The organism is Virgibacillus natechei, assembly GCF_026013645.1.
GTDB classification, from domain to species: domain Bacteria; phylum Bacillota; class Bacilli; order Bacillales; family Amphibacillaceae; genus Virgibacillus_L; species Virgibacillus_L natechei.
This window is the reverse complement of record NZ_CP110224.1, coordinates 1,979,373-1,995,257: the sequence shown is the minus strand read 5'-3', so window position 1 is coordinate 1,995,257 and position 15,885 is coordinate 1,979,373. Positions and strand designations below refer to the sequence as shown.

Here is a 15,885-nt window from a genome sequence, read left to right as displayed (position 1 = left end):
ATGAATGTAAATGTTAAAAATAGTAGCCGTAAAGAGAACCTATCGGATGAACAGGTGAAAGATTATATATTTAAAAGTCAAGAAGGAGATTTGCAAGCCAGAAATTTCTTAGTTGAGAAAAACGTGCGCCTTGTATGGTCTGTCGTACAACGTTTTATTAATCGAGGATACGACCCAGACGACTTATTTCAAATTGGAAGTATAGGACTTATTAAGTCAATTGATAAATTTGATCTATCTTATGATGTAAGGTTCTCTACGTACGCCGTCCCAATGATAATAGGGGAAATACAACGTTTTATCAGGGATGACGGGAGCGTGAAGGTAAGCCGATCATTAAAAGAAGTTGGAAATAAAATTCGTAAAAAAAAGGATGAACTAACAAAACTATACGGTAGATCTCCAACCGTAAACGAAATTGCTGAAGCTTTAGAAATCTCATCAGAAGAGGTCGTGCATGCACAGGAAGCTTCTAAATCTCCACATTCTATTCATGAAACTGTATTTGAAAACGATGGAGATCCAATTACTTTATTAGATCAAATAGCTGACCAGGAAACAAATTGGTTTGATAAGATTTCGTTACAGGAAGCAATAAGAGGGTTGAATGAACGAGAAAGGTTAATTGTGTATCTTCGCTATTACAAAGATCAAACACAAACTGAAGTGGCCGAGAGACTTGGAATATCACAAGTCCAAGTCTCTCGATTGGAAAAAAAGATATTACAAGAAATGAGAATAAATATGGATTTTTAAAACCATCACACCATGTGATGGTTTTTCTATGTAAGCAAATAGGAAACTGCCTAACAAAGCAAAGAACGCTTTCTAAGAGTCCCTAGAACGAATGCCAAGTTTTCTAAACACGTATATCTGCGATGTAAAAATAAAAAATCCTATGGTTTCAACAAATTAGCTGATAACCAATATTTTCTAATGATAAAATCTGTACTTCTGACAAATACTATTTTTATCGACTTGCAAAGGGTGATATGCCGATGGCGGATATCGTGTATTTACGTTTTAAAAAGCAAATAGAGTTGTCCTTTATGCAGCAGGTTCAAATAAAACACATAGCGTATGTATCTACTTCTTCTACACAAAAGAGGAAGAAACTAGAAGATACCACCATATATCGAATTAGTGAAAAAGATAACAATATCGTGGTCATTGACAGTTTTTTAGTAATAGACCATCTAAATAGTGAATATAACGATCTGGAGTTCGAAGTTATTGGACCAACACAAACACTTATACGAATTAATGAAAAGAAGAAAAAAGCACCTATATTAGTGATTTCTAGTGTGTGGCTGCTTCTATTTGTAGGTACTGCAATGACGATCATGAATTTTCATTATGATGTTAGTATGCAAGAAGTTCAGCAAAGGATCCATTTTTTACTGACAGGAGAACAGAATGAATTTCCATTATGGATTCAGATTCCATACTCCTTTGGCCTCGGAATTGGTATGTTATTATTTTTTAATCATTGGTTTAATAAACGATTTAATGAAGAGCCAAGCCCACTTGAAGTTGAGATATTTAAGTATCAGCAAAATCTTGATAACTACGTGAATCACTATGAAAATGAATTAAATGATACAAAACCTCCTAATTAATATTATTCAGATTATAATTGGGCTTGGTGGAGGTCTTGCAGTCGGTGCTGGATTTGTCGCCTTTTTAACCGTATTAGGAATTATACCCAGATTAATTCAATTAACGAAGACCGAACGATTATTGAAAGTCTATTCATCAGTTGTGATAGCAGGTACATTATTTGGTACGTATTTGACTTTTACGAATATAACTTGGGATCAGCCAATCATTTTATTAGTAATTTGGGGTGCTTTCCAAGGTATATTCAATGGAATGCTGGCAGCTGCATTAACAGAGGTATTAAATGTGTTCCCGATATTAACAAGAAGAATTGGTATAGAAAAGTATACATTATGGTTATTAATGGCAATAGTATTTGGTAAAATAGCTGGATCGTTATTTCAGTGGGTATACTTTGTTACGTAGAACGTAGCCAGAGTGGAGTGAATAAAATGAAAAGTACTGATAATAAAATCCCTGTCTCTGCTAATATTGAAGAAAATAAAACATATATGAAAGAGAGATTGGGTTTAGATGTTTCATTTGATGTGGACTTTCGTGAGCTTATTGTTTTAAAAGAAAAAATACACATCTATTATGTTACGGGTTTATGTGACACAGCTGTAATTCAGGAGTTATTGAAGAAATTAGTTGAAATAAATGATAATGAAAGTAATACAAAAAAAGTATTTGAAACGGTCGAAAATCGACTTGTACATCAGCAATTAGAGAAATCTGAGACGATGGATGAAGCAATAGATCAAATGCTTTCAGGTCTCATTATTGTGTTTGTGAACGGAGTAAAAAAAGCTCTTATTATAGATGTTCGCCAATATCCAGGTAGAACACCGGAAGAACCTGATACAGAGCGGGTTATTAGAGGATCAAGAGATGGTTATACCGAAAACATTATTGAGAACACAGCTTTAACAAGGAGGAGATTACGTGATACAAGACTACGCCAGGAAATATTAAAAGTTGGGGAACGTTCCAAGACCGATGTATGTATAAGTTATTTGGCGGATGTGGCAGATGACGGCCTTGTTAATATTATAAAAGAAAAAATTAATAAGATTGAAATCGATGGTATTACAATGGCTGATAAAACGGTTGAAGAGTATATCATTGACCGTAAATGGTCACCGTACCCATTAGTAAGGTATACGGAAAGGCCGGATGTTGCAGCAAATCATTTATTAGAAGGACATGTATTGCTTATCGTAGATACATCGCCTAGTACAATTATTCTTCCTACTACTTTTTTTCATCATTTGCAGCATGCAGAGGAATTTAGACAAGCGCCATCCATTGGTACTTTTGTTAGAGCCATTAGATTTATAGCAATTCTGGCATCGATGTATTTATTACCATTATGGCTCCTATTTACGTTGGAACCGGCGTTACTTCCTAATGAATTGTCATTTATAGGACCAAACGAAGAAGGTAATATCCCAATATACATTCAAATAGTCATGGCAGTTGTAGGGATAGAATTTTTGCGACTGGCCGCGATCCATACCCCGACCGCACTTGCTACTTCTATGGGATTAATTGCCGCAGTATTAATAGGACAAATAGCCATTGATGTAGGAATGTTTACTCCAGAAGTGATTTTATATGTGTCTATAGCTGCTATAGGAGGATATGTGACACCAAGTTATGAGCTAAGCGTAGCAAATAAAGTGATGAATTTATTGCTAATTCTTGCTACAGGCTTCTTTGGACTAATTGGCTTTGTCATTGGCTTTGTCATGCATTTACTGTTTTTAGTTAATTTAAGGTCGCTAAAAACACCTTACTTTTGGCCATTTATACCCTTTAATGCGAAGGCCATGTTACATGTGTTGGTACGTATTCCAGTTCCATATTCGAACAGTAGACCAAGTATTGTACATCCAAAAAATAACTACCGACAACCTCCTCATAAGAGTTAACTTGATAGTTAGCTCTTTTATTTTTCTTATCAATATGATAAAGTTTTTTTACACTTCAAAATTAGCGTGGAGGAAAATAAAATGATATTAGATAATCATCCATTTCAAACAAACAAAAGAGGTCACTTGGAAATTGGCGGAATGGATTCAATGGAATTGGCAAACAAATATGGTACACCGTTATATGTATATGATGTATCCATGATACGTGAGAATTGCAGAGCTTTTGTGAATACATTTAAAGAGCTAGATATAAAGGCGGAAGTGGCTTATGCGAGCAAAGCTTTTTCTTCAATAGCAATGCTGCAAGTTGTGAAACAGGAAGGATTATCATTGGATGTTGTTTCTGAAGGTGAATTATATACGGCATTACAGGCTGATTTTCCTGTAGAAAAAATTCATATGCATGGAAATAATAAAAGTTTAAGCGAATTAGAAATGGCAATTTCTCATGATATTGGCTGTATCGTTATCGATAACTTCCTTGAAATTGAAATGATTGAAAACCTACTGAAAAAATACAATAAAACGATAGATGTTTTAATGCGTGTAACCCCTGGTATTGAATCGAAAACGCACAAGTATATAATGACAGGAAATGAAGACTCCAAGTTTGGTTTCAACCTGCAAAATGGACAAGCACAAGAAGCATTTCATTTATTGCATAACCATAAATCTATACGTTTCAAAGGCCTGCATTGCCACATCGGCTCCCAAATATTTGAAACGGGAAGTTTTGTAATGGCAACGAAAGTGTTGTTTGAACATATTGCAATATGGAATGAACAAGATGGATTTGTCCCAGAAGTGTTAAACTTAGGTGGAGGTTTTGGGATACGTTATACAGGCGAAGATTCACCATTATCATTACACACATTCGTTGAAGAGCTTGTACAATCTGTTCAATATCATGCTAGTGATCTGAACATACCCCTACCGGAAATATGGGTTGAACCAGGAAGAGCAATTGTAGGGAATGCTGGTATAACTCTATATACGATAGGCGCTGTGAAAAACATACCTGAGATCCGAAATTATATTTCTGTTGATGGAGGTATGACAGATAATCTAAGGCCTGCTTTATATGGAGCAACCTACGAGGCTGTACTTGCAAATAAAGCTGATTATAAGCCTGTAAACACCACTTCTGTAGCAGGGAAAGCATGTGAATCTGGTGACATGCTTATTTGGGATTTACCTATACCTGAAGTTGATAATGGAGATATACTTGCTGTATTCTCCACAGGTGCTTATGGGTATTCTATGGCGAATCACTATAACCGGATACCCAAAGCCGCTGTTGTGTTCGTAGAAAATGGTAATGACACACTGGTAGTACGTAGAGAAACCTATAAAGATGTTGTAAAAAATGATTTATCTTATAGCGAAGAAAAAATTGAAATGTAACATTTTCTTTTAAATAAACACATTAAGTGATAAAATAATTAAAGAATTATAATACTAAGGAGATGTACAAATGATTAAAAAAGGATATATTGTAATGGAAAATGACAATAAAATTGAATTTGAGCTTTATCCAAATGAAGCACCAAACACCGTAGCTAATTTTGAAAAGTTAGCAAATAGTAATTTCTATGATGGGTTGACGTTTCATAGAGTAATAGATGGTTTTGTCAGTCAAGGCGGATGCCCTAATGGAACTGGTGCTGGGAATGCTGGTTATACGATTAAGTGTGAAACAGAAGGTAACCCTCATAAACACGTAGAAGGATCATTATCAATGGCACATGCAGGCAAGGATACTGGTAGTTCACAATTTTTCATTGTTCATGATGAGCAGCCGCATTTGAACGGCGTTCATACCGTATTCGGCCAAGTTACTTCAGGTGTAGAATATGCAAAAGAGATGAGCAACGGAGATGTTATGAAAGAAATGAAGGTATTTTCAGAGTAATAGATAATACCTGATAGTAATTCGGGTTCTTCTAAGGAAGTTATTATGGATATTTATTTGTTGCTATACCTTATATTTATTGTGGCTCCACTTAGCACATTGTTACATGAAATGGGCCATGCTATTGCTGCGCGAGTTGTAAATGCGGATAACATCACATTTTCAATTGGCCTAGGGAAACGGATTAACACATTTACCTTTAAGGAAATTAACTTTAACATTCATGCTATTTTCTTTTTAGGCGGCTTGGCACATAATCAAAGGATAGTTCCATACAAAAAAAAGGAGATTATATGGATATCCATTCTAGGCCCTGTTGCGAGTGGGTTATTTGCTTGCCTCTTTTATATATTATATACAATTTTTCCAACTAATTATTGGCACTTGCTGTTTTTATTTAATATATGGCTAGCTTTTATAAATAGTATCCCATTTAACATTAAAGGAAAAACATCAGACGGTTATTTGATCCTTAAAACAATTTTACAAAAGAAATCACAATTCAAAATTAAAAAAGAAAAGTAGTATGTTTTATGTGTAAGTTGTTAATGATGATCTTAGTGTATGTTTTCTTATTGACAATTCAATGATATAATACATAAATATATAACTACAAACTTTAATAGGCATCGTAATAATGGTAAGGGTTCAACTAAATTAAATTGATTTTTGAATTGCAACTACTACAATGAGGATATGTCTTTACGTAAAATGATTGTAAGCTATTTTGTTAATGAGGGGTATCTATGTTAATTCGCTATAAAAAAAATATGGAAAAAATTGCGATGGGTTTACTATCTTTTATGCCAGAAGAAAAGAAAGATGTAAAAAAATTGCAGCAAACAATCAAGGAATATGAAACAAATTCAGACTGGCATCTCTTTTTATGGAAAGAGGACGATATCTTAGGTGCGGTCGGATTAAGGGAGGAAGATGATTTAAATATTGTTATTCAACATGTTTCCGTTAATCCATCGCACCGTAATATAGGAATTGGTAAGCGAATGGTAAATGAAGTTCGTAAGCTTTATCAACATAAGTATGTAGTATCAGCAACCGATGAATTACAGCAATTTCAAAATAAATGTGATGAATCTGGTAAACAGGATCAACAGGACTAAAGATAAAAGATAAGCCAGCCCGTTATGAAAAGGGCTGGCTTTTGTTCCGCTGATAGGATAACTCATCGAGAACGTTTGTACGTCGAACCCCACACTGAATGAAGTTTTACTCTTTACTTTCATTTCTGCTAAGAAAGGAAGCTAGGATATGGATCAGGCTTATCAAGTAAAATTAGATGTATTTGAAGGACCGCTTGATTTATTATTACATTTAATTAATCAATTCGAAATAGACATATATGATATACCAATGTCACAAATTACAGATCAATATATGCATTATATTCATACAATGCAACGTCTGGACTTAAATATTGCTAGTGAATACCTGGTAATGGCAGCAACTCTGGTAGCAATTAAAAGTCAAATGCTTTTGCCAAAACAAAAATTAACGGATGAATCAGAAGAATTCATAGAAGATCCGAGAGAAGAATTGATGAAGCGTTTAATTGAGTATCGAAAATACAAAGAAGCTGCAGATAAATTAAAAAAGATAGAGATAAATGCCAATCAATTATTTACGAGACCTCCTTTTTCATCGGAAAAGCTGAAGCTTGATAACCAACCAGTCGTACAAGGCAATGTTTCTGTGTACGAAATGCTTTCCGCATTAGGGAAGATGATGGAGCGGAAAAAATGGAACGAACCATTAGATACAAAAATAAAGCGGGCTGAAATTTCAATTGAATATAAAATGGAGGAAGTATTGCAATTAGTAAAAGACTCAAAAAAAGGAATCTCATTTGACCAATTATTCACCTATAAATCGCGTTCTCATATTGTTGTTACTTTTATGGCATTATTGGAATTGATGAAGGCCAATGAAATATATTGTAAACAACAGCAGCAATTAGACGTTTTATATGTGTTTTACAGGGGAGGATAGCTGTGGAATTTACCAAACTAAAGGCCATTGTAGAAGGTTTATTATTTGCAAGTGGTGACGAGGGTGTTTCAATAAAACAATTAGCAAAAATAGTAGAAATAACAGAAGTGTCCGCTGAACAGTTGATTGAAGAAATCAAATACGATTATGAGCAAGCAGAACGCGGCATTATGATCATGCAATCCCATCAAATTTTTCATTTAACGACAATACCTGAACATAGCGTTTATCATAAAAAATTACTGGAAACTCCGCAGACAACACGTATGTCTCAAGCAGCTCTCGAAACACTGGCCATTATTGCTTATCAGCAACCCATTACAAGAACGGAAATTGATGAAATTAGAGGAGTTAAAAGTGACCGTCCTGTACAAACACTTCTTTCAAGGTTGTTAATTGAAGAAGCTGGCCGTAAAGATAGTATTGGTAAGCCAATATTATTTGGAACAAGTAAAGATTTTTTGACTTACTTCGGTTTAATGTCCTTAGATGAATTACCACCTTTACCTGAAGATGCCGATACGGACGATCTAAAGCAGGAAGCGGACTTGTTTTTCGAACGCTTCCAACAACAAAATACGAAGTGAAACTTTACTGGAATTCTACGTTGATCGAATAACAATGTAGAATTTCTTTTTACACATATGTTTTTACCTATGCATAGGCTACTTCGGGGTGATCATATGGAGAGTAATAAACATTCTTATTTAGAAAAGCTTATTGAATGGGGAGATTATACAAAAGATACATTAAACAGTGTTAGTGAACCAGAAAGTGAGATAAATAAATGGAAGGAACAAATAGAAAATTGGCAGACAGAAATAAAAAATTTGAATAGGAGCAGCGAAATTACAACAGAGGATGTTGAATCGTTACAAGAAGTAGGGCAGCGAATCGTGTTTGATATAAAAAACAAAGAAAAAAAGAAAGCACAACCTAATTATATCCCTTATGGAAAACATGAATTGCCACCATTACCATATCAGTATGATGCGCTTGAACCGTATATTAGTGAAGAAATAATGCGCCTCCATCATAACGAACACCATCAAAGCTATGTCGATGGTTTAAATAAGGCAGAAAAAGAATTATATACCAATGATACAGATGAAATCAAACATTGGCTGAGAGAACAAGCATTTCATGGATCGGGGCATAATTTGCATACCATCTTTTGGTACAATATGACACCAGATTCTAGTAAAAAACCTTCTGGTAAAATAAGAAACCGTATCGAAGAAGACTTTGGATCATGGAATAAATTTAAAGAGAAATTTTCTGATGTAGCAGCGTCTGTTGAAGGTGTCGGATGGGCTGTATTATTATGGAACCCGAGGAGCGGGAGACTGGCTGTACAATCGTTTGAAAAGCATCAATCATTTCAATTAGCAGATTCAATTCCTTTACTCGTATTAGATATGTGGGAGCATGCATATTACCTGCAATATAAAACGGACAAAGAAGAATATATAAAAAATTGGTGGAATGTCGTTAACTGGGATAATGTAAACGATCGGTATGTAGAAGCTAGAAAACTGGAGTGGCCTTTATTTTAATAGAAATATAGTGTTTCTCCTGCGGTTATTGATCGATGTAAGATACGGTGATGAACCTATTATTTTTTTTATTTATTCATATCTCCTTACATCCTGCATAAAATGTATAGACACAATACCTGTGGGAGGAACCCTACTATGCGATTCGTTTTATGCGTGATTTGTTTATTATTATTAAATCTTATTTATCCTTCAACCGGACAAGCTGAACCTGGAGTATCTGCCAGTAATGCCATTTTGATTGAACAATCTACAGGAAGAGTTTTATTTGAGAAACAAGCACATGAAGAAGAGTTGATTGCAAGTATAACTAAGATCATGACCGGATTACTTGCAATTGAATCAGGAATGATGAAGGAGAAGGCAACCACCAGCAGAAAAGCTGTTTATACGGAGGGGTCTTCCATCTACTTGGAACAAGGTGAAAAGATAACAATAGAAGATCTTGTCTACGGCTTAATGCTAAGGTCAGGAAATGATGCTGCGATTGCCCTAAGTGAGCATATTGGCGGGAGTGAAGAAGGTTTTGTCTATTTAATGAATGAAAAAGCGAACTGGCTGGGAATGACGAATAGCAACTTTGAAAATCCACATGGACTTGATTCGGACAATCATTATTCAACAGCCTACGATATGGCACTACTTATGAGCAGAGCAATGGATAATGAACAATTCCGCGAAGTATCAGAAACTACTTCTTATCAATCTAGTAATCGTTCTTATAGTTGGCAGAATAAAAACAAGTTACTAACACAATATTATGATAACAGCACAGGGGGAAAAACTGGATTTACGAGGAGTTCTGGAAGAACATTAGTTTCCTCAGCGAATAAAAACGGCATGGATCTCATTGCGGTTACATTAAATGCTCCGAATGACTGGGAGGATCATATAGCAATGTTTGAATGGGGATTTGAAAATTTTGACATGAAATCTATCGCTGGAGAAGGGAAGCAAGAGTATCTACTTGAGAAATCGGATACTATTGGTTATTTACATCGAGACTTGGTATTTCCCTTAACGGAAGATGAAATGGCGAATATTGACAATCAATCTTATTTATTAAAAGAAAATAATAGAACGGACAATGTAATCGGAAGAACTGAGTTTTATCTTGGTGAAAATAAAATTATGGAAACATCTATCTTTAACGACCATTCGGGATTAGAGGAAGAAGGTTTTTTTCAAAATGTTTTCTCCCTTTACAAGAAAGTCATTGGGTTGTATTAATTATGGTTAATATTATTTGGGCCTGTATGGCAATAATTGGAATCGTTTATGCAATGTTTAATGGAACAATGGATCAAGTAAATCAAGCGGTGTTTGAAAGCGCGAATGAAGCTGTTACACTGTCAATTGGGCTTATCAGTGTTTTGGTGTTCTGGCTTGGTATTATGAAAGTAGCAGAATCAGCCGGTATCTTAGAAGTACTTAGCAAATTATTCAGACCAGTGATTAGTAGGATTTTTCCTGATATTCCTAAAGATCATCCAGCGATGGGGTATATATTATCAAATATAACTGCGAATTTATTCGGTTTAGGAAATGCAGCTACACCAATGGGAATTAAAGCATTGGAACAGATGAAGCAATTAAGCGGTAGCGATACTGCTTCCCGGTCGATGATCACGTTTTTAGCTTTAAATACGTCAAGCTTAACGTTAATTCCAACAACTGTTATTGCAATTCGTATGCAATACAATTCCATATCTCCAACAGAAATTGTTGGAACTACCATTATTGCAACGATGATATCAACTGTTAGTGCAATTTTAATTGACAGATTTTTCTACTACAAAAGTATCTGGAGGAAATAGAAATGGGGATTATAACTTCTGTTAGTACGTGGCTCATACCATGTTTTATATTACTTGTTCTCGTTGCTGCAACATGGAAACGAGTCCCAGCATATGAAACTTTTGTGGAAGGAGGAAAGGAGGGTGTCAAAATGGCATTTTCTTTACTTCCTTTTTTAGTAGGTATGATAGTGTCCATTTCTATATTGAGAAGTTCTGGTGCTTTGGAGGCTTTTGTCGGTTTCATTTCACCACTGTTGATATCAATTGGTATTCCACCCGATATCATCCCCTTGGCATTAGTAAGACCCATCTCAGGTACAGCAGCACTTGGGATGACGACCGAACTAATAAGCACCCATGGACCTGATTCGTTTATCGGAAGATTAGCATCAACTATGCAAGGCAGTACGGATACTACTTTATATATTTTAACCGTATATTTCGGTGCTGTAGGGATTAAAAAAATGAGGTATGCATTAAAGGTTGGACTATTGGCCGACTTAATTGGTATACTTGCATCAATCATTATTGTTACAATTATATTTGGATAGTACGTTTAAGTAGCGTTAACATAAAGTTAACGCTATTATTATGTAAGAAAATAAAATTAAAATATGGTGGTATTTATGACAAACAGAGAAGAAAGACTCCAAAAGGTTATTGCACAGAGTGGTGTGACATCACGAAGAAAAGCAGAACAACTTATTGTAGATGGAAAAATAAAGGTTAATGATAAAGTTGTCGATGAATTAGGATCTAAAGTTACTGCAAACGATAAGATTGAAGTTAATGGTGTGCCTTTAGAAAAGGAATTACCAGTATATTATTTGCTATATAAACCCCGCGGTGTTATTTCGAGTGTCAAAGATGATAAAGGAAGAAAAGTAGTGACCGATTTCCTAGAGGGAATCAGTGAACGTATCTTTCCAATTGGTAGGCTCGACTATGATACTTCTGGAATATTGTTATTAACGAATGATGGAGAATTTGCTAATCAGCTTATGCATCCGAAATATGAAGTAGAAAAGATATACGTAGCTAAAATAAAAGGAATTCCGAGCAAGATGGAGTTAGGTCAGTTACGTAAAGGGGTCAAATCAGATAAAGATATTTTAAAAGCTACAAACTATAACATTTTATCGACAGACAAGAAAAAAAATACAATGATAATTGAAATTACATTACATGAAGGTAAAAATAAGCATGTAAGACGTATGATGGAACAACTGGGGTATCCGGTGATGAAATTAAAGAGGGAAAGATATGGAGTATTAACATTAGATGGACTAAAACCTGGTGAGTATAGAGCATTAAACCCAAAAGAAGTTAAACAGATATGGAATAAGGCAAGTGAAATTGTTAAATAATAGACAAATTTTACACGGGGTATACGTGGTATAATGTGTTGGGGTGATCTGAATGAGTTTAGACCAAATCAAAAAAAAGAAAAAAAACAAGAAAAGAAATCGATTAATATTTAGATCGGCTATTTTGGCAGTATTATTGGTTGCAGTAGTTTTTGCTTTAGTATCTAACTTCCAACAAGATAATACCATATACAGTGCAGGAGATGAAGCACCTGATTTTGAATTAGAGCAAGTGAATGAAAATAATGAAGTAGAGACAATTCAATTAAGTGAGTTGGAAGGCAAGGGTGTTATGCTTAATTTTTGGGGAACTTGGTGTGAGCCCTGTAAAGATGAAATGCCTTATATGGAAGAGTTATATCCTGAGTATAAAGATAAAGGAGTAGAAATAGTTGCAGTAAGTTTAGATGCAACCACATTAGTTATCGATCGGTTTATCGACGATTTTGGACTTACATTTCCAATTCCTCATGATACAACCGGCGAGATAATGGATTTATACAAAGTAGGCCCGATTCCAAGCACATTTTTTATTAATCCGAATGGAGAAATAGAGGAAGTAGTTAATGGAGCTTTAACATTGGAACGATTAGAAGGACATTTACAAGATATTCAACCTGAATTATAAAGTGAAACTCCTAACAGTGGAGGTTTTACTGCTCGTTACATGCGACAAAAAGAAGTATATTGTGAGGGTTTTAAATGAAGAAAATTAAATGTGAATGTGGACACATTAATCCGGAAGGAACGGTTCTATGTGAAGCTTGTGGTAAACCTGTAGAGGGAAATCAGCATATTGATGGGAACGAAGGAAAGAAACTATTAAATATGCGTTATGACGGTAGTGCACGCAGGTCGCAGACATATAACAAATCTATAGTAGATAAGATTTGGAGTTTCTTTTCTTCGGTGAAAGTTGGCGTGTGGCTTATCGTTATAACCTTACTAGCTTCCGTAGTAGGCTCTATCTTACCACAAGAAATGTACATACCTGCTGGAGCAGAATCACGTGATCCAACAATCTTTTATGAAGATCAATATGGTCTGTTTGGGCTGATATTTTATCAATTAGGTTTCCATAACTTATATAGCTCATGGTGGTACATAACCTTAATTGCATTAATCGGTGTGTCTTTAGTAATTTGTAGTATTGATCGATTTGTTCCACTGTATAAAGCATTGAAAAACCAAAAAGCGAAACGACACGAGTCTTTTTTAAACAGACAGCGATTATATAGTGAAACAGAAACAGTTACGGATGAGGAAATTATAAAGCTGAAAGAAAGCCTTAAAAAACAGCGTTATAAAGTAAGAGATGAAAATGGACATATTATGGCTGAAAAAGGCAGGTTTTCCAGATGGGGTCCATATGTTAACCACATTGGTTTAATTATAATCTTACTTGCGGCGTTATTACGTTTCACCCCTATATTATATATGGATGAATACGTTTGGGTTAGAGAAGGCCAGGAAATTGTTATTCCCGGAACTGAGAGGGAATACTATGTAGAGAACAAGGAATTTATTATGGAGACCCACGATGAAGAGGACGAACGATTCGCCGATGCCATAGAGCAACAAGGAGGTATGGTTGCAAGTAATTATCAAACGAATGTAGTTATTTCGCAAGCGGACCAATCGGTAGCGGGTACGGATCCGGAACTTGAACCAATCAAAGAAGGTGAAATCCGATTGAATCAACCACTTAAATTTGATGGATATACATTATATCAAGCTGGATATCAGTTGAATGAATTTTCAACGATGACCTTTAAAATTCATGAATCAGACGACCCCAGTCAAGAAGCATTAGATGAATTTACAATTGATTTAACGTCGCCTGATATGGAATATGACTTAGATAATGGATTTCATGTAGAACTGGCACAATATTATCCCGATTTTTATCTAGATGATGATGGAATGCCTGCATCAGAAACAAATTACTCGAGAAATCCTGCGTTTGTACTCTTTGTATCTCCTCCTGACAGTGATATTACAGAGACAAGCTTCTTAGGGATTGGTAGCAATATTGATCCAACTGAAGAAAACCAATATAACGTTGCAATAGAAAACTTTGATACACATGATGTCAGTGGATTAACAGTCAGACGTGATTATACATTACCGTTTTTTGGTTTAGGTGCAGCGATCTTTATGATCGGTGTTGTTCAGGGAATGTACTGGTATCATAGAAGAATTTGGATCCATCCGAAAGATAATGGGTTATTATTAGCTGCTCATACAAATAAAAACTGGTTTGGTATCAAAAAGGACATCGAAAAAATAATAGAAGATACGAATGTTAAGATGGTTGACGATCAAAAAGAATTAGATGAAGATGAATAGATGTAACAGGAGGCATTATTTATGGATAGTTTAGTGAGTATAAGTAGTACATTGCTTTATACTGCTTTTGTACTTTACTTAGTGGCAACTTTTTTCTTTGGTGCTACGATAAGAGATAAGCGCACAACAGATTTAAAAAACAAAAAAAATATAGCAGGGAATATTGGTATTACATTAAGTATTATTGGTTTTATTGCTCAACTTGGCTATTTTATCACGAGATGGGTTGCTGGTGGACATGCTCCGCTAGGTAATTTATTTGAATTTATGACATTTTTGGGAATGTGTATTGTTCTTGCTTTCATAATCATTTACTTTATTTATAAGCTAAATGTATTAGGATTATTTGCATTACCTTTTGCACTTATCATGATTGCGTATGCAAGTATGTTCCCAACTGAAATATCGCCATTAGTCCCTTCCTTGCAAAGCCATTGGTTGTGGATACACGTATCAACCGTTTCCTTAGCACAAGGAATTTTAGCAATTAGCTTTGTTGCAGGTTTGATTTATTTGATTAGACAAATTGACCAGTCTGCGACAAGTAAACGGACGACTTGGCTCGAGATTGTATTGTATACAGTCTTTCTCTTCATAGGATTTATTGTTATTACAACCGTGTTTAATCTGATGGATTACAATGCTACATTTGAATATGTAGAACAAAACAATGAAGTAACGACAGATTACCATTTACCAGCAATCGCTGCACCATATGAAGGTGAATTAGTTACAGATGATGTTATGCAACCGCTATTTGAAACACCTAGTTGGATGCAGGGTCAAGATGCTGGCCGGCAATTTAACACTGTAATATGGTCCGTAATAACTGGTTCCATCATATATGGCTTGCTACGTTTAATTTTAAGAAAACGAATTGGGGCAGCCATTCAACCGAAACTTAAAAATACAAAAGCGGATCTTCTAGATGAAGTTAATTATCGAGCAGTAGCGATTGGATTCCCAGTATTTACATTGGGAGGTTTAATATTTGCTGCAATTTGGGCACAAATAGCTTGGGATCGATTCTGGGGATGGGACCCTAAAGAAGTTTGGGCATTAATAACATGGTTCTTCTATGCTGCGTTCCTACATTTGAGACTTTCAAGGGGATGGCATGGAGAAAAGTCCGCATGGTTGGCTGTGATCGGATTTGCTATAATCATGTTTAACCTAATAGTTGTTAATTTAGTCTTGGCTGGTTTACATTCGTATGCATAAGTTTTTTCGTAGTTTGAGCTTAGTAAAAGACAAGAAGTAAAATAGTAAGATAGTACGAGGCATTATTAGTAACTAATTAATGCCTCGTCTTGTTATACTTATAAGTAGCTCAACAGTAGCAGAAGTCGAATAGGGGGA

Annotated in this window: 18 protein-coding genes; all 18 read left to right on the top strand. The window is 35.2% G+C overall.

From position 1 onward, the window contains the following. The 18 genes from sigF (at position 1) to ccsB (ending at position 15,747) form a co-directional block, all read left to right on the top strand. Positions 1-756, top strand: coding sequence for an RNA polymerase sporulation sigma factor SigF (gene sigF, locus OLD84_RS10435; protein ID WP_209462846.1), 756 nt, complete (start codon positions 1-3; stop codon positions 754-756). 242 nt (positions 757-998) lie between these two features. After that, positions 999-1,619 (top strand): stage V sporulation protein AA, encoded by a 621-nt coding sequence (locus OLD84_RS10430; RefSeq protein WP_209462845.1) that lies wholly within the window; start codon positions 999-1,001, stop codon positions 1,617-1,619. Next, complete coding sequence (locus OLD84_RS10425; RefSeq protein ID WP_209462844.1) at positions 1,597-2,025, top strand: stage V sporulation protein AB; 429 nt, start codon at positions 1,597-1,599, stop codon at positions 2,023-2,025. Before OLD84_RS10430 ends, OLD84_RS10425 begins: the two co-directional genes overlap by 23 nt. A 26-nt stretch (positions 2,026-2,051) precedes the next feature. Continuing rightward, positions 2,052-3,533: a spore germination protein gene (locus OLD84_RS10420; protein ID WP_209462843.1), complete on the top strand. Its 1,482-nt coding sequence runs from the start codon at positions 2,052-2,054 to the stop codon at positions 3,531-3,533. Positions 3,534-3,614: 81 nt separating this feature from the next. Next, on the top strand, positions 3,615-4,940 hold the full coding sequence (gene lysA, locus OLD84_RS10415; protein ID WP_209462842.1) for a diaminopimelate decarboxylase: 1,326 nt from the start codon (positions 3,615-3,617) through the stop codon (positions 4,938-4,940). A 73-nt stretch (positions 4,941-5,013) separates the two neighbouring features. Further along, a complete protein-coding gene (locus OLD84_RS10410) occupies positions 5,014-5,448 on the top strand; it encodes a peptidylprolyl isomerase (RefSeq protein WP_209462927.1) in 435 nt (144 codons plus the stop codon). Between the two features lie 45 nt (positions 5,449-5,493). Further along, entirely contained in the window at positions 5,494-5,973 is a 480-nt protein-coding gene (locus tag OLD84_RS10405; protein WP_209462841.1) for a site-2 protease family protein, read from the top strand. A gap of 221 nt (positions 5,974-6,194) precedes the next feature. Continuing rightward, complete coding sequence (locus tag OLD84_RS10400; RefSeq protein WP_209462840.1) at positions 6,195-6,569, top strand: GNAT family N-acetyltransferase; 375 nt, start codon at positions 6,195-6,197, stop codon at positions 6,567-6,569. A 148-nt stretch (positions 6,570-6,717) separates the two neighbouring features. Next, a complete protein-coding gene (locus OLD84_RS10395; protein WP_209462839.1) occupies positions 6,718-7,455 on the top strand; it encodes a segregation/condensation protein A in 738 nt (245 codons plus the stop codon). A 2-nt stretch (positions 7,456-7,457) separates the two neighbouring features. Further along, entirely contained in the window at positions 7,458-8,042 is a 585-nt protein-coding gene (gene scpB / locus OLD84_RS10390) for an SMC-Scp complex subunit ScpB (RefSeq protein ID WP_209462838.1), read from the top strand. Positions 8,043-8,138: 96 nt separating this feature from the next. Further along, entirely contained in the window at positions 8,139-9,011 is an 873-nt protein-coding gene (locus tag OLD84_RS10385) for a superoxide dismutase (protein WP_209462837.1), read from the top strand. A gap of 138 nt (positions 9,012-9,149) precedes the next feature. Then, positions 9,150-10,241 (top strand): D-alanyl-D-alanine carboxypeptidase family protein, encoded by a 1,092-nt coding sequence (locus OLD84_RS10380; protein WP_209462836.1) that lies wholly within the window; start codon positions 9,150-9,152, stop codon positions 10,239-10,241. A 2-nt stretch (positions 10,242-10,243) separates the two neighbouring features. Continuing rightward, entirely contained in the window at positions 10,244-10,828 is a 585-nt protein-coding gene (locus OLD84_RS10375) for a nucleoside recognition domain-containing protein (protein ID WP_209462835.1), read from the top strand. Between the two features lie 2 nt (positions 10,829-10,830). Then, complete coding sequence (locus OLD84_RS10370; protein ID WP_209462834.1) at positions 10,831-11,361, top strand: spore maturation protein; 531 nt, start codon at positions 10,831-10,833, stop codon at positions 11,359-11,361. Between the two features lie 75 nt (positions 11,362-11,436). Beyond that, positions 11,437-12,177, top strand: a complete 741-nt coding sequence (locus OLD84_RS10365; RefSeq protein WP_209462833.1) for a pseudouridine synthase — start codon at positions 11,437-11,439, stop codon at positions 12,175-12,177. Positions 12,178-12,229: 52 nt separating this feature from the next. Continuing rightward, entirely contained in the window at positions 12,230-12,805 is a 576-nt protein-coding gene (gene resA / locus OLD84_RS10360; RefSeq protein WP_209462832.1) for a thiol-disulfide oxidoreductase ResA, read from the top strand. Between the two features lie 74 nt (positions 12,806-12,879). After that, entirely contained in the window at positions 12,880-14,526 is a 1,647-nt protein-coding gene (gene resB, locus OLD84_RS10355; protein ID WP_209462831.1) for a cytochrome c biogenesis protein ResB, read from the top strand. 21 nt (positions 14,527-14,547) lie between these two features. Continuing rightward, complete coding sequence (gene ccsB / locus OLD84_RS10350; RefSeq protein WP_209462830.1) at positions 14,548-15,747, top strand: c-type cytochrome biogenesis protein CcsB; 1,200 nt, start codon at positions 14,548-14,550, stop codon at positions 15,745-15,747. Positions 15,748-15,885 lie beyond the last annotated feature (138 nt).

What these genes read in the sequence shown, in the direction of transcription:
- sigF (WP_209462846.1), top strand. Translation starts at nt 1, where the DNA reads ATGAATGTAAATGTTAAAAATAGTAGCCGTAAAGAGAACCTATCGGAT.
- OLD84_RS10430 (WP_209462845.1), top strand. Translation starts at nt 999, where the DNA reads ATGGCGGATATCGTGTATTTACGTTTTAAAAAGCAAATAGAGTTGTCC.
- OLD84_RS10425 (WP_209462844.1), top strand. Translation starts at nt 1,597, where the DNA reads ATGATACAAAACCTCCTAATTAATATTATTCAGATTATAATTGGGCTT.
- OLD84_RS10420 (WP_209462843.1), top strand. Translation starts at nt 2,052, where the DNA reads ATGAAAAGTACTGATAATAAAATCCCTGTCTCTGCTAATATTGAAGAA.
- lysA (WP_209462842.1), top strand. Translation starts at nt 3,615, where the DNA reads ATGATATTAGATAATCATCCATTTCAAACAAACAAAAGAGGTCACTTG.
- OLD84_RS10405 (WP_209462841.1), top strand. Translation starts at nt 5,494, where the DNA reads ATGGATATTTATTTGTTGCTATACCTTATATTTATTGTGGCTCCACTT.
- OLD84_RS10400 (WP_209462840.1), top strand. Translation starts at nt 6,195, where the DNA reads ATGTTAATTCGCTATAAAAAAAATATGGAAAAAATTGCGATGGGTTTA.
- OLD84_RS10395 (WP_209462839.1), top strand. Translation starts at nt 6,718, where the DNA reads ATGGATCAGGCTTATCAAGTAAAATTAGATGTATTTGAAGGACCGCTT.
- OLD84_RS10385 (WP_209462837.1), top strand. Translation starts at nt 8,139, where the DNA reads ATGGAGAGTAATAAACATTCTTATTTAGAAAAGCTTATTGAATGGGGA.
- OLD84_RS10380 (WP_209462836.1), top strand. Translation starts at nt 9,150, where the DNA reads ATGCGATTCGTTTTATGCGTGATTTGTTTATTATTATTAAATCTTATT.
- OLD84_RS10375 (WP_209462835.1), top strand. Translation starts at nt 10,244, where the DNA reads ATGGTTAATATTATTTGGGCCTGTATGGCAATAATTGGAATCGTTTAT.
- OLD84_RS10370 (WP_209462834.1), top strand. Translation starts at nt 10,831, where the DNA reads ATGGGGATTATAACTTCTGTTAGTACGTGGCTCATACCATGTTTTATA.
- OLD84_RS10365 (WP_209462833.1), top strand. Translation starts at nt 11,437, where the DNA reads ATGACAAACAGAGAAGAAAGACTCCAAAAGGTTATTGCACAGAGTGGT.
- resA (WP_209462832.1), top strand. Translation starts at nt 12,230, where the DNA reads ATGAGTTTAGACCAAATCAAAAAAAAGAAAAAAAACAAGAAAAGAAAT.
- resB (WP_209462831.1), top strand. Translation starts at nt 12,880, where the DNA reads ATGAAGAAAATTAAATGTGAATGTGGACACATTAATCCGGAAGGAACG.
- ccsB (WP_209462830.1), top strand. Translation starts at nt 14,548, where the DNA reads ATGGATAGTTTAGTGAGTATAAGTAGTACATTGCTTTATACTGCTTTT.